Origin of the sequence: Subtercola endophyticus (genome assembly GCF_021044565.1) — a bacterium.
Taxonomy (GTDB): domain Bacteria; phylum Actinomycetota; class Actinomycetes; order Actinomycetales; family Microbacteriaceae; genus Subtercola; species Subtercola endophyticus.
The window spans coordinates 1,724,734-1,738,420 of the sequence record NZ_CP087997.1 but is presented as its reverse complement, the minus strand read 5'-3'; the positions used below and the strand labels follow the sequence as shown (position 1 = coordinate 1,738,420).

The 13,687-nt window shown below is 66.2% G+C and carries 11 protein-coding genes and 1 rRNA gene; 11 read left to right on the top strand and 1 reads right to left on the bottom strand.

Features of this window, described 5'->3' with window-relative positions:
- Positions 1-160: 160 nt before the first annotated feature.
- From rrf to LQ955_RS08120, 11 genes are all read left to right on the top strand, one after another.
- Positions 161-277: ribosomal RNA gene (rrf, locus tag LQ955_RS08170) — 5S ribosomal RNA — on the top strand.
- A 142-nt stretch (positions 278-419) separates the two neighbouring features.
- The gene (locus tag LQ955_RS08165; RefSeq protein ID WP_231027670.1) at positions 420-1,430 is read left to right on the top strand and encodes a hypothetical protein; all 1,011 of its coding nucleotides are present in this window, start codon (positions 420-422) and stop codon (positions 1,428-1,430) included.
- Positions 1,402-2,424, top strand: coding sequence for an HAD-IIA family hydrolase (locus LQ955_RS08160; protein WP_231027669.1), 1,023 nt, complete (start codon positions 1,402-1,404; stop codon positions 2,422-2,424). The genes LQ955_RS08165 and LQ955_RS08160 overlap by 29 nt, the downstream gene beginning before the upstream one ends.
- Before the next feature lie 21 nt (positions 2,425-2,445).
- Entirely contained in the window at positions 2,446-2,607 is a 162-nt protein-coding gene (locus tag LQ955_RS08155; RefSeq protein WP_231027668.1) for a hypothetical protein, read from the top strand.
- Positions 2,600-3,418, top strand: a complete 819-nt coding sequence (locus LQ955_RS08150) for a TlyA family RNA methyltransferase (RefSeq protein ID WP_231027667.1) — start codon at positions 2,600-2,602, stop codon at positions 3,416-3,418. The genes LQ955_RS08155 and LQ955_RS08150 overlap by 8 nt, the downstream gene beginning before the upstream one ends.
- A 62-nt stretch (positions 3,419-3,480) precedes the next feature.
- Positions 3,481-4,374 carry an NAD kinase gene (locus LQ955_RS08145; RefSeq protein WP_390623477.1) on the top strand — a complete coding sequence of 298 codons (894 nt, stop codon included), beginning with the start codon at positions 3,481-3,483 and terminating at the stop codon, positions 4,372-4,374.
- A gap of 55 nt (positions 4,375-4,429) precedes the next feature.
- Complete coding sequence (locus LQ955_RS08140; RefSeq protein WP_231028088.1) at positions 4,430-6,211, top strand: DNA repair protein RecN; 1,782 nt, start codon at positions 4,430-4,432, stop codon at positions 6,209-6,211.
- Positions 6,212-6,357: 146 nt separating this feature from the next.
- A complete protein-coding gene (locus LQ955_RS08135; RefSeq protein ID WP_231027665.1) occupies positions 6,358-7,818 on the top strand; it encodes an MFS transporter in 1,461 nt (486 codons plus the stop codon).
- A gap of 66 nt (positions 7,819-7,884) precedes the next feature.
- On the top strand, positions 7,885-9,564 hold the full coding sequence (locus LQ955_RS08130) for a CTP synthase (protein WP_304961722.1): 1,680 nt from the start codon (positions 7,885-7,887) through the stop codon (positions 9,562-9,564).
- Between the two features lie 2 nt (positions 9,565-9,566).
- Entirely contained in the window at positions 9,567-10,193 is a 627-nt protein-coding gene (locus LQ955_RS08125) for an NUDIX domain-containing protein (protein ID WP_231027664.1), read from the top strand.
- A gap of 11 nt (positions 10,194-10,204) precedes the next feature.
- Positions 10,205-11,314 (top strand): site-specific tyrosine recombinase XerD, encoded by a 1,110-nt coding sequence (locus LQ955_RS08120; RefSeq protein ID WP_390623476.1) that lies wholly within the window; start codon positions 10,205-10,207, stop codon positions 11,312-11,314.
- 921 nt (positions 11,315-12,235) lie between these two features.
- Here LQ955_RS08120 and argG read toward each other — a convergent pair.
- Complete coding sequence (argG, locus tag LQ955_RS08115) at positions 12,236-13,678, bottom strand: argininosuccinate synthase (protein WP_231027662.1); 1,443 nt, start codon at positions 13,676-13,678, stop codon at positions 12,236-12,238.
- Between the last annotated feature and the right edge of the window lie 9 nt (positions 13,679-13,687).

The window sequence follows — 13,687 nt, the reverse complement described above, 5'->3', positions numbered from 1 at the left end:
GGTGGCTGAAAAAACTTCTGCCTCAAAGGCACTCGCGTCCACTCTGTGGTTCCCGACATACGGTCGGGTAACCCACCACACACATACTGTGGTGACAACACAACTGAATACTGCAGCAACTGCAGAAACATTCAATGACCGTAAAAAAGGTCGAACATGTTTCGGTGGCCATAGCGAGAGGGAAACGCCCGGCAACATTCCGAACCCGGAAGCTAAGACTCTCAGCGCCGATGGTACTGCAAGGGAGACCTTGTGGGAGAGTAGGACACCGCCGGACTCAACTTGACGAAGAGGCCCACCCCACCAGGTGGGCCTCTTCTGTTTAACACCCGGTCTTCATAACACCCAGCCTTCGAACCAATGAACGAATAGGCTGGGATCGATATCTACACAGCGGAAAGTTCACCAGGAGGAGTGTCATGAGCGATTCGACAGACCGCGAGAAGCGGCCCGGGCGGCGCGAAGACGGCCCTCGCTCCGATGGTGCACGTTCCGCATCGGCGCACCCCCGGGCATCCAAACCCCGACAAGCGGGTGGCAACGAACGCAAGCTCTGGACGAGCGACGGCAAGCCGGCGCGCAGCGCGGCCCCGGGTGCGCGAGATCAGCAGCGTGGCGGTCGCCGTGATGAGGCGCCCACACCCGAAGCACTGCGCGCTCGAGAGCTGCGCGCCGTTCGCCCCCATCACGACGACCCTGAGATTCCCGACGACGTTTCGGTGAAGGAACTCGACCGAGTCGCCTACAACGAGTTGAAGACGCTGTCGAAAGAGAACGCCGAGGGCGTGGCGAAACACCTGGTTATGGTCGCTCGGCTCATCGACGAAGATCCGCAGCTCGCTCATCGGCACGCTATCTCTGCGTCACGTCGAGCGGGACGCATCGGCATGGTGCGTGAGACGCTCGCTATTACGGCTTATGCGACCGGTGACTATGCCCTGGCCATTCGTGAGCTGCGCACGTACCGACGCATTTCGGGTTCGAACGAGCAGTTGGCTTTGATGGTCGACAGTGAACGCGGGCTCGGCCGGCCCGACCGCGCGCTGGAACTGGGGCGCTCTGTTCCCCGGGACTCGCTGTCGCCGGCGTCGCAAGTAGCGGTGGCTATCGCCATGTCCGGCGCCAGACTCGACTTGGAACAGCCCGACCTGGCGCTGGCCGAGCTCGAGATTCCGCAGCTCGACGCGTCTCGCGCGTACAGCTACAGCCCCGACCTGTTCTGGGCGTATGCCGAGGTTCTCGACGACATGAACCGTTCCGCCGATGCAGCCACCTGGCGCGCCCACGCAGAACGGGCGGAAGCGGCACTCGATGCGTCGGTAGCCGACGATGACCTGATCGAGGTGTTCGAAGAAGAGGTCGAGATGTTCGAAGAAGAGGTCGAGAGCGACGAGGAGTCCGGTGAGTCTGTTCAAGCCCCGAAAGAGTAGTGGAGCATCCGTGACCCCGCTTGATGGCGTCGATGTGATTCTGGCCGACCTCGATGGGGTCGTGTATGCCGGTGCCAACCCGATCGAGTTTGCTGTCGACGCGCTCAACCGCGCATCGGGTGAAGGTGTTCGGGTCGGCTACATCACAAACAACGCCTCGCGTACCGACGTGCAGGTCTCCGATCATCTGGCGAGTTTCGGCTTGCACGTCGTTCCCCATGACGTGGTTACGAGTCCGCAGGCTGCCGTGAAGCTGCTCGCCGGGCTGGTTCCGGCCGGATCACTGATCTTGGTGGTCGGAGGCGAAGGCCTCACCAGCGAGGTCGAAAAGGGCGGATTCACCGTCACACGCCAGTCGGCCGATCAGCCGGCGGCGGTCATTCAGGGGTTTTCGCCCGACGTGTCGTGGCGCGACTTGGCCCAGGCCAGCTTCGCGCTGCACCGCGGCATTCCGTGGGTCGCGACGAACACCGACTGGACGATTCCGGTCGAGGGAGGCGTCGCTCCGGGCAACGGAACCCTGGTCTCGGCAGTGCATACCGCGGTGGGAACGCTGCCGGTGGTAGGCGGCAAACCCGAGAAGGCGATCTTCGACGCGGCCGTCGACCGGTTTGCGGCGAAGACTCCGCTGTTCATCGGCGATCGCCTCGATACAGACATCATCGGGGCCAACCGGGCGGGCATCCCCTCGGTGCACGTGCTCACGGGCATCGACGGTGCTAAGCAGTTGCTCGCGGCTGATAAAGACTCTCGGCCGACCTTCATTCTGCAAGACCTGCGCGGTCTTTTCGAGCCGTATCCTGAGGCCGTTCTGTCGCACGAGAACACCGTCGCGACCGTGGGTTCGACGGTCGTGCGGTTGCGAGGAACAACCGTCGAGCTTGTGAAAGCAGGCGACACCGCGGTGAATCGGGTTCGGGCGGGCAGTGCACTCATCTGGGCATCCGGTCAGCCCATTTACGGTCTGAACGTGGCGCCGGAGCTCTACAGCTGAGCTGCACGGTAGCCTTGATGGGTGAGTGACGAGGCGCAAGAATCCGGTGGCGACGAGCTGTTGTCGCGGCTGCGCGTCATCGAAGAGCAACCACTCGACGCCCGTGCCACGGCGTACGTTCAGATTCACGACGAACTCCGTACGCGACTCGAGGGGTCTGACGCGGCCGTCGCTCGTGGCTGAGCAGGAGTCGCGGCTCGACTCTGCGCTGGCCTCCAGCGGTCTCGCGCGTTCTCGCAATCATGCGGCACAACTGATCGCCGACGGATTCGTGAGCATCGACGGGGTCGTCACGGTGAAGCCGTCGGCCCGGGTGCACGAAGGTCAGGTTCTGCATGTCGAGGGCGAAGACCACTACGTCAGCCGCGGTGCGGGCAAGCTTGTAGCAGCACTCGACGAATTCACCGCGATCGATGTCGCCGGACGCTTGGCACTCGACGCCGGTGCCTCCACGGGAGGGTTCACCCAGGTGTTGCTGGAGCGCGGCGCCGCGCACGTCATTGCGGCCGACGTCGGCCACGGCCAGCTTTCGCCGGTACTGAAAACGGATGCCCGGGTCAGCGTGGTCGAGGGTTTCAACCTGCGCTTCGCCACCCCCGCCTCGCTGGCCGAGGCCTCGGGAATCAGCGAAGTGCCCGACCTCGTGGTCGGTGACCTTTCGTTCATCTCCCTGACGACGGTGCTGCCGGCTCTCGTGTCGGTGGCGACGCCAGAGGCGGACTTCGTGCTGCTGATCAAGCCGCAGTTCGAAGTGGGCAGGGCGGGCATCCGTGAGGGGGTCGTGCGTAACGCGGGGCTGCGTGCCGAAGCCATTTCGACGGTGCTGTGGGCGGCATTCGACCTGGGGCTCGGCACGGCCGGCCTGATTTTCTCCCCAATTGTCGGTAACGCTGGGAATCACGAGTATCTGGTCTGGCTCAGTGCCAGCGCGGGCAGCAATCCGACAGAATGGAGAGACCGCGTTTACCGAGTTTCAGGAGCACAATCGCCGTGACACCAGCCCGTTATTTTCTCGTTGTGCTGCACACGGGGCGACGAGACTCGGTCGAGGCGGCCATGCAGGTGTGCGATCAGCTCGCCGCGTCGGGGGTGACGCCGGTGCTCGATCCGCGTGATCTGGCCGACATCGCCGATCAGCTGACCGATCCGTCGATCGTGGGGGTGCTCGGCGACGGCGTCGACCTGGGCGATCTCGAGCTGGTGATCGTGCTCGGGGGTGACGGCACGATTCTGCGGGCGGCCGAGGTGGTGCGCGGATGCTCGGTGCCCCTGCTCGGCGTGAACCTCGGGCACGTCGGGTTCTTGGCCGAGAGTGAGCGCGAAGACCTCGGCGATTCGGTGGAGCGCGTTTTGAGTGGCGACTACACCGTCGAAGAGCGCATGACGCTCGACATCGTCGTGACCGTCGGCGACGAAACCGTGTACGAAGGCTGGGCGCTGAACGAGGCGACCGTCGAGAAGGCGAGCCGCGAACGCATGATCGAGGTGGTCATCGAGGTCGACGGCCGACCGCTCTCGAGCTTCGGCTGCGACGGCGTCGTGATGGCGACGCCGACCGGGTCGACGGCCTATTCGTTCAGCGCTGGTGGCCCGATCGTGTGGCCGAGTCTCGACGCTCTGCTTTTCGTTCCGCTGAGCCCGCACGCGCTGTTTTCGCGGGCGCTCGTGATCGGGCCGGAATCGGTTCTGGCCGTCGAGTTGCTCGAGCGCACCCCCGGTGAGGGTGTGCTGTGGTGCGACGGGCGTCGCGGGTTCGACCTGCCGCAGGGCGCGCGCGCCGAGGCTCGAAAGTCGGCGGTGCCGGTGCGGTTGGCCAGGCTCACACACGGGCCGTTCTCCGACCGGTTGGTGCGTAAGTTCTCGCTGCCTGTCGACGGCTGGCGGGGGCCGGTCAAAGCGGAGCGTTCTGCTTCTGCGAGTGGAGCTGCACCGCGAGGAATCGATGGTTAAGGCGAATTCCACTGCTCAGGCGCTCTCGACGCGACCGGCTCGTGTGTTGCGCGGCGTGATCGACGAGATCACCATTCGTGACCTCGGAGTGATCGCCGAAGCTGTGCTGCCGCTCGGCGCCGGGTTCACGGCGGTGACCGGCGAGACCGGTGCCGGAAAGACGATGGTGGTGCAGGCGCTCGGACTGCTCACCGGCGAGCGGGCGGTGGCCGGACAGGTGCGGGTCGGCTCAACGCAGAGCTGGGTCGAAGGGCGTTGGCGGGTGCCGCTGCAGTCGGCGGTGGCCGAGCGAGTACGTGATGCCGGTGGCGACATCGACGAGGTGCCGGATGGTGGCGAGCTGCGGGCGGGCGACGATACGGCCGCCGCGGCCGATGGCCGGTTCGGCGCGGGCGACGGTGGGGGGCTGGGGGAGCTGATCCTCTCGCGCTCGGTGTCGGGCGAGGGCCGCAGTCGGGCCATCGTGGGCGGCCGAAGCGCGCCTGTGGGTGTGCTGAGCGAGTTGGGCGAGAGGCTGGTGGTGGTACACGGGCAGTCCGACCAGCTGAGGCTTCGATCATCCACTGCCCAGCGTGAAGCGCTCGACCGGTTCGCGGGGCCCGAGTTCGCTGAGCTCTTCGGCGAGTTCAGCGAGGCGTACCGAACCTGGCGTGCGCTGCAGACCGAACTCGACACGTTGGTGTCCCAGCGTGATGAGCGCCTTCGTGAGGCGGAGGCCCTGCGGGTTGCCGTAGGGGAGATCGAGGTGCTGGGGCCGCAACCGGGTGAAGACGTTGCTCTGGCGGAGCGGGCGAATCGCCTGACGAACCTCGAAGATCTGCGGGTGGCTGCTGCGGCCGCGCGCGAGGCGGTGTCGAGCGAAGAACTCGACGGCCGGCCCGATGTTGTGAGCCTGATCGACGGCGCGCTGCGCCAGCTCGAGCGGGTGCAGTCGCACGATTCGGCACTCGAGCCGATCGTGGAGTCGCTGACGAGCGCGTCGTTTCTCGTCGCCGAGATCTCGTCTCAGCTCTCGAGCTACCTCGCCGAACTCGACACCGACGGGGGCGCGGAGCTCGACGACGTGCAAGAGCGACGGGCCGAGCTCTCGGTGCTCGCGCGCAAGTACGGGCCGAGCCTCGACGACGTGATCGAGTATTTCGCGACCGCCGACCCGCGATTGCTCGAGCTCGACAGCGACTCCGATCGCATTGAAGAGCTCGCCGATTCGCTGGCCGAGCGAGCGGGCATCGTGGATGCTCTGGCCGCCGATCTGACGGTGGCGCGCTCCGATGCGGCGGCGCGTCTCTCGGGTCTCGTTTCGACCGAGCTCGCCGCGCTGGCGATGGGTGGCTCGCAGCTGCTCGTCGACGTGTCCGCCGGCGAGGAACTCACCGCTTATGGTCACGACACGGTTCAGTTCTTGCTGGCCGCGCACGAGGGGGCCGAGGCGAGGCCACTCGGGCGCGGGGCATCCGGTGGTGAACTGTCGCGAATCATGCTCGCCATCGAAGTGGTACTGGCCGCCAGCGACCCGGTTCCGACCTTCGTGTTCGACGAGGTCGACGCCGGGGTGGGCGGCGCGTCGGCCATCGAGATCGGTCGCAGGCTGGCCCGGCTGGCCGAAGATGCGCAGGTGATCGTTGTGACGCACCTGGCGCAGGTGGCGGCGTTCGCAACGAATCACCTGTCGGTGGTGAAGGATTCCGATGGCTCGGTCACCCAGAGCAGCGTGCAGCAGCTTCGTGGCGAGACGCGCGTAGCCGAGATGGCGCGCTTGCTCTCGGGCCTACCCGATTCGGAGAGCGGGCTGGCACACGCGCGAGAACTGCTGCAACTTGCCGCCGATTCACGCTAGCGTAAGAAAATACTCGAGCGAGGTCGACGGAACGTGCCGACCGCGCTCGGCGCGTTCCGAGTCAGGAGCGGCCAGAACTCGAGCAGAACCCGGATTCGCACTGTGCGCCGCGTGGGCGGCGGCGCACCGATTGAAGGAGTCACGTTATGTCTGAGTCGGCACTACCAGCAACACGTTCCGATGCCGCGGGCTCGAAGCCGATGCGCAGCAAGTGGCTCGCGCTGACGATCATCGCGCTGGCTCAGCTCACGGTCGTGCTCGATGGCACGATTGTGAACGTCGCGTTGCCGGATGCGCAGGCGGCGCTCGGCATGACCGACTCAGATCGAAGCTGGGTCGTCACGCTCTACGCGCTGATGTTCGGCTCACTGCTGCTGCTCGGTGGCCGTATCGCGGACTATTGGGGACGAAAGCGCTCGTTCATCGTGGGAATGGCGGGCTTCGCCATCGCATCGGCCGTCGGTGGTTTCGCTACGACGGGAGGGCAGCTGCTGATCGCCCGCGGGGCCCAGGGCGCGTTCGCCGCCTTGCTTGCTCCGGCGGCACTCGCGATGCTCAACGTGACTTTTCCGAAAGGGCCCGACCGGGCCAAGGCCTTCGCGGTGTACGGAACGATCGCCGGTGGCGGCGCGGCGATCGGGCTCGTGCTGGGTGGCGTGCTCACCGAATACTTCAGTTGGCACTGGTGCCTGCTCGTGAACGTTCCGATTGCGATCGTCGCCATCGGTATGGCGATTCCGGTGTTGCGAGAGAGCAAGGCCGACGGAGACACGCGGTACGACATTCCCGGTGCGGTGCTCGTGACGCTCGGGCTCGCCTCGGTGGTCTATGGTTTCTCGCGAGCCAGCCTCGGCTGGGGTCGCGTCGATACGATCGGCTTTCTGGCGCTCGGGGTGGCGCTGCTGGTTTTCTTCGTTTTCGTCGAGAGTCGTGTCGGTAATCCGCTGCTTCCGCTGCGCGTCGTGGCGAACCGGGTGCGCGGCGGCGCGTACATCACCTCGCTGCTGGTCGGTGCCGCCCTGCTGGGCGGTCTGCTGTACCTGACGCTCTACTTTCAGATCGTGCTCAAGTTCACTCCGCTGCATTCCGGGCTGGCGTCGCTGCCGATGACGGCGACCATCGTCGTGGGGGCGACGATCGTGTCGCGCATCCTGCCGAAGGTGGGCCCGCGCATCCTGATGACCGCGGGGCCCATCGTGGCGGCGGCGGGTCTGTTCTGGCTGAGCCACCTGACAGTCGAAGACAATTACTTCGTGCAGATTCTGCCGGGCCAGATCTTGCTCGGGTTCGGTCTTGCGCTGGTGTTCGTGCCGATGCAGAACGTGGCGCTCTCGGGCATCGAGCCCCGCGATTCCGGGGTCGGCAGCGCAGCAGTGACGGCGACGCAGCAGATTGGCGGATCGATCGGCACAGCGGTGTTCACGGCGATCTATACCTCGGCTGTGGCCGCGTATGTGGTGGCCAATCCGGGGCCGAATCCGCTGCCGAGTTTCGTGAGCGGGTATTCGACGGTGTTCCTGGCCGCGTCGATCACGGTTCTGGTCGCCGCGCCCATCGCGTTCATTCTCGTCAATGTGAAACGCCCTCAGGCGGGGTCGCAGCGGTAGTCGGGCCGCTGTCTACTGTTAGAGTGGAACTCCGTGGATGATCATCAAAACGAGACCTTGCCCGGCGTGTCAGTTCGAACAGGGGGGCCTTCGAAACTGACGAAGCACATCTTCGTGACCGGTGGTGTCGTCTCGAGCCTCGGTAAGGGGCTGACCGCTGCGAGCCTCGGAAACCTGCTGACCGCACGCGGGTTGCACGTGGTCATGCAGAAGCTCGACCCGTATCTGAACGTCGACCCGGGAACGATGAATCCGTTCCAGCACGGCGAAGTGTTCGTGACCGACGACGGCGCTGAGACCGACCTCGATATCGGGCATTACGAGCGTTTTCTCGACATCAACCTGAACCAGGCCGCGAACGTCACCACCGGCCAGATCTATTCGACGGTCATCGCCAAAGAGCGTCGCGGTGAGTACCTCGGTGACACGGTTCAGGTCATTCCGCACATCACCGACGAGATCAAGCGCCGCATGCGCCTGCAGGCGCAGGGCGACGACGCGCCCGATGTGATCATCACCGAGATCGGCGGCACCGTCGGAGACATCGAGTCGCAGCCGTTTCTCGAATCGGCCCGCCAGGTTCGTCACGAGCTCGGGCGCCGCAATGTTTTTTTCGTGCACGTTTCGCTTGTGCCGTTCATGAACGCCTCGGGCGAGCAGAAGACGAAGCCGACGCAGCACTCTGTGGCGGCACTGCGTTCCATCGGTATTCAGCCGGATGCTCTCGTGCTGCGCAGCGACCGGCCCGTCTCCGACTCGAACAAGCGCAAGATCGCGCTGATGTGCGACGTCGACGAAGACGCTGTGGTGAACGCGATCGACGTGCCGAGCATCTACGACATTCCGACCATGCTGCATGAGCAGCACCTCGACGAATACATCACCGATCACTTCGGTCTGCCGGCCACCGAGGTCGACTGGTCGGGGTGGTCGACGTTGCTCGAGGCGGTGCACGAACCCAAACACGAGGTGACCATCGGCCTGGTGGGTAAGTACATCGACCTGCCCGATGCGTACCTCTCGGTCACCGAGGCACTGAAGGCCGGCGGGTTCGCCCACCGCACGAAGGTCAACCTGAAGTGGATCGCCAGCGACAGCTGCGAGACGCCCGAGATGGCCGCGAAAGAGCTCGGCGACATCGACGGCATCTGCGTGCCGGGCGGTTTCGGCGTGCGCGGCATCGAAGGCAAGCTCGGCGCCCTGCGGTTCGCCCGTGAGAACGGAATTCCGAGTCTCGGTCTGTGTCTCGGCCTGCAGTGCATGGTGATCGAGTACGCACGCAACGTCGTGGGTCTCGAAGACGCGTCGTCGAGCGAGTTCAACCCCGACACGCCGTTTCCCGTCATCGCGACGATGGCCGAGCAGGTCGACATCATCGCGGGCGGCGACCTCGGCGGCACGATGCGCCTGGGCCTCTACGAAGCGAAGCTCGCTTCGGGTTCGCTGGTCGAAGAGCTCTACGATGCTCCGACCGTCGAAGAGCGTCACCGCCACCGTTACGAGGTCAACAACAACTACCGCGGTCAGATCGCCGATGCGGGGTTGTGGTTCTCCGGCACCTCGCCCGACGACCACCTGGTGGAGTTCGTCGAGCTGCCTCGGGATGTTCATCCGTACTATGTCGGAACGCAGGCGCATCCTGAACTGAGGTCGCGCCCGAACCGCGCGCATCCGCTGTTCGACGGGCTGATCGTCGCCGCGCTCGAGCGGCAAGAAGCCAGCCGGCTCTTCGCGGCGGAGGTGTGATCGTGCCTGACGAGCTTCACGACGAGCCGGTCGACCTCACCGTCAGCCGCAGCGAGAAGGTCTTCGCCGGCAAGATCTGGGATGTTCGCAGCGAGACGTTCGACTACAACGGCAAAGACACGCTGCGGGAGTTCGTCGATCATCCGGGCGCGGTCGCGGTGATGGCGATCGACGAGGATGATCGGGTGCTGCTCATTCAGCAGTACCGGCACCCCGTGCGCGCTCGCGAGTGGGAGATTCCTGCGGGGCTGCTCGACATTTCTGGCGAAGACTTTCTTGTCGCTGCGCAGCGCGAGCTCGCTGAAGAGGTCGATCTGCAGGCCGACAGCTGGAACGTGCTGCTCGACTACGCGACCACCCCTGGCGGCAACAACGAGCTGATTCGCATCTACCTGGCTCGAGGGTTGCGCCCGACCGACGAGCCGTTCGATCGTGAAGACGAAGAGGCCGACATGCAGCTTCGCTGGGTGGCGCTCGACGACATCGTGGCGGGAGTGCTCGGGGGAGCGCTGCAGAATCCGTCGCTGGTCATCTCGTCGCTCGCGGCTGTCGCGTCGCGTGCCGGGGGCTGGGCTTCACTCAAGCCCGCGGATGAGCCGTGGCCGGAGTACCGGCGGCTGCACAACTGATGCCGGCCGGGCTGGTGGATGCGGGGCAGGGGGCTGCGGGCATCCATTCGCCGTCGGTTGCTTCGTCGGTACCCGCTTCGCCAGCAATACATTCCCCGGCACCCGCATCGTCGGCAATACATTCGCTGGTCGACGGGTACCTGCGCCACCTCACCATCGAGCGCGGACTGTCTCGCAACACCCTGTCGGCATACCGGCGAGATCTCGGGCGGTACGAGGCGTGGCTCGCAGCTCAGGGCATCGATTCGTTCGAGGCCATCGGGGAGGGTGAGATCGGTGCGTTCACGCGGCAGCTGACGACCGAGGTGCCCGACGCCTCGACGGGTGTGACGGCTCCGCTCGCGGCATCGTCTGTGGCGCGAATCGTGTCGTCGGTGCGTGGGCTGCATCGGTTCCTGGCCGAAGAGGGGCAAGCGCCGGTCAACGCCGCCCGCGAGGTGAAGCCGCCGAAGCTGCCGAGCCGCTTGCCCAAGGCGATTTCGATCGAGCAGATGACGGCGCTGCTCGAGGCGACCGGGGGAGACGAGCCGGCGGCGCTTCGTGATCGGGCGCTGCTCGAGTTGTTGTACGCGACGGGGGCCCGGGTGTCTGAGGTGGTGGCGCTGAATGTGGATGATGTGGCCGCCGTGAGGGGCGGCTCTGGTGCGGCTGGCGCATCCTCTGCCGCCTTTGCGGCCGGCTCCTCTGCCGCCGACGCTGACTTCGCCGACGCCGGTTTTGTGCGGGTTCTGGGCAAGGGCAGCAAACAGCGGCTGGTGCCGGTGGGCAGTTTCGCCCGCGCGGCGCTCGACGCGTACCTCGTGCGGGTGCGCCCGCTGTATTCGGCACGAGGGCGGTCGACGCCGGCACTTTTTCTGGGGCTGCGCGGCGATCGGTTGACTCGGCAGGGGGCGTGGCTGATCATCCAGGCGGCGGCACGGCGAGCGGGGCTCGAGGCGCACATCTCGCCGCACACGTTTCGGCACTCGTTCGCGACCCACCTCATCGCGGGCGGTGCGGATGTTCGGGTCGTCCAAGACCTGCTCGGCCACGCCTCCGTCACCACCACGCAGATCTACACGCACGTGACGGCCGACACCCTGCGCGACATGTACCAGACGGCGCACCCCCGCGCGCGCTGAGTTTGTTTGTGCGCCGCCGCCTCTGCGGCGCACGCGTGCGACTGGATGCTCGGCCTAGAGTATTGGCCGCTACCGCCGCGGAACGCGACGAGCGCGGTCGCCGCGTTCCGCCGACCCCGTTTGGTGCGCCCGGTGCTGATGGTGCGCCGCTTCCGCGGCCCACGGTGCGACTGGATGTCCGTGCTCCGCGTTGGCCGCTACCGACTAGAGCGCAACCTCGCAGCGCCGCTGTGCGCTGGACGGGAGTTAGGTCGGAGGAGAGCCCGCATCCTTGCAATACGTGGGGATGCGGGCTCTCCTCCGACGAAAGTCCCGTTCGCGAGTGGGAAAGGCGGTGCTCGACGGGGTGTAGAGGCGGGGTGGGGACGAGGGTGGCAGTGCGGGGTGGCAGTGCGAGATGGCCGGGCTGTGGCGATAGGTGGGAGTTAGGTCGGAGGAGAGCCCGCATCCCTGCAATACGCGGGGATGTGGGCTGTCCTCCGACGAAAGCACCGCGCGAGTGGGGGGCGGCGGCGGCGTTCGACGCGCGTGGGGTGGAGGGTGGCGGCGGGATGGCAGGGCCGTGTTTGCACGGGGGAGTTCGACGAAGCTACTGCGCCCGGAACGGGGTCGGCCGAACGCGGCGACCGCGCTCGTCGCGTTCAGCGGTGGTAGCGGCAACAGGTCAGGCGCGAGTCACCAGTCGCACTGTGCGCCGTCCCCACCGGCCCCTCCACACGCCGCAAGCGGCGCGCGGAGCCTCTGGCCGGCGTGGGCCCGGGAGCGGCGGCGCACCCGACGGGATCGGCTGAACGCGGCGACCGCGCTCGTCGCGTTCAGCGGCGGTAGCGGCCAAGACCTAGCCGCGAGCATCCAGTCGCACGGTGCGCCGCAGCGGCGGCGGCGCACAAATGGGCACCGGGGCGGCGGCGCACCAATATGTCAGTCGGTACCGGCGTCGAAGGCGGCACCTTCGGAGGCGGCGTCGGTGGCGCGCTCGAGTTCGTCGGTGGCGGCGTCGGTGTGAGTGGTGGGGTTCAGGATCTCGTCGGCCTCGCCGGCTTCGAGGGCTCCGACCAGTTCTGCGGTGGCCCCGCCGATGATGCCGGCCGCGGCGTACTGCTCGAGGCGGGAACGGGAGTCGGCGATGTCGAGGTTGCGCATGGTGAGCTGTCCGATGCGGTCGCCGGGGCCGAAGGCGGCGTCGCCGACGCGCTCCATGGAGAGCTTGCCCGGGTGGTAGCTGAGCGCGGGGCCCTCGGTGTTGAGGATCGTGTAGTCGTCGCCGCGGCGCAGGCGCAGCGTCACCGAACCGGAGACGGCTGAGCCGACCCAGCGCTGAATGGATTCGCGCAGCATGAGCGACTGCGGGTCGAGCCAGCGCCCCTCGTACATGAGGCGGCCGAGCCGGCGGCCCTCGTTGTGGTAGTTCGCCACGGTGTCTTCGTTGTGGATGGCGTTCAGCAACCGCTCGTAGGCGATGTGCAGCAAGGCCATTCCGGGCGCCTCGTAGATGCCGCGGCTCTTGGCTTCGATGATGCGGTTCTCGATCTGATCCGAGACGCCGAGACCGTGCCGGCCGCCGATGGTGTTCGCTTCGAGAACGAGGGCGACGGCATCCGGAAACTCGACACCGTTCAGAGCAACGGGCCGGCCGGCCTCGAAGGTCACGGTGACCTCTTCGGTCTCGACGACGACGTCGTCGCGCCAGGCGGCGACACCCATGATCGGGTCGACCAGGTCGAGACCCGAGCTGAGTTCTTCGAGCAGCTTGGCCTCGTGGGTGGCGCCCCAGATGTTGGCGTCGGTGCTGTAGGCCTTCTCGGTGGCATCGCGGTACGGGAATCCGCGCGCGACCAGCCACTCGCTCATCTCGGTGCGACCGCCCAACTCCCCCACGAAGTCGGAGTCGAGCCAGGGCTTGTAGATGCGCAGGCGCGGGTTGGCGAGCAGGCCGTAGCGGTAGAAGCGCTCGATGTCGTTGCCCTTGTACGTGCTGCCGTCGCCCCAGATGTCGACGCCGTCGTCTTTCATGGCGCGCACGAGCAGGGTGCCAGTGACGGCACGGCCCAGGGGTGTGGTGTTGAAGTAGGTCTTGCCGCCCGAGCGGATGTGGAAGGCGCCGCACTGCAGCGCCACGAGGCCCTCTTCGACGAGAGCGGCCTTCGCGTCGACGAGCCGCGCGATCTCGGCGCCATATTCTGAGGCTCTGGCCGGCACGGTATCGATGTCGGGTTCGTCGTACTGCCCGATGTCTGCCGTGTAGGTGCAGGGCACAGCACCCTTCTCGCGCATCCATGCGACGGCGCACGAAGTGTCGAGCCCCCCAGAGAAGGCGATTCCGACGCGTTCGCCGACGGGAAGAGAGCTGAGCACTTTAGACATACCCGAAAT

What these genes read in the sequence shown, in the direction of transcription:
- LQ955_RS08165 (WP_231027670.1), top strand. Translation starts at nt 420, where the DNA reads ATGAGCGATTCGACAGACCGCGAGAAGCGGCCCGGGCGGCGCGAAGAC.
- LQ955_RS08145 (WP_390623477.1), top strand. Translation starts at nt 3,481, where the DNA reads ATGCAGGTGTGCGATCAGCTCGCCGCGTCGGGGGTGACGCCGGTGCTC.
- LQ955_RS08135 (WP_231027665.1), top strand. Translation starts at nt 6,358, where the DNA reads ATGTCTGAGTCGGCACTACCAGCAACACGTTCCGATGCCGCGGGCTCG.
- argG (WP_231027662.1), bottom strand. Translation starts at nt 13,678, where the DNA reads ATGTCTAAAGTGCTCAGCTCTCTTCCCGTCGGCGAACGCGTCGGAATC.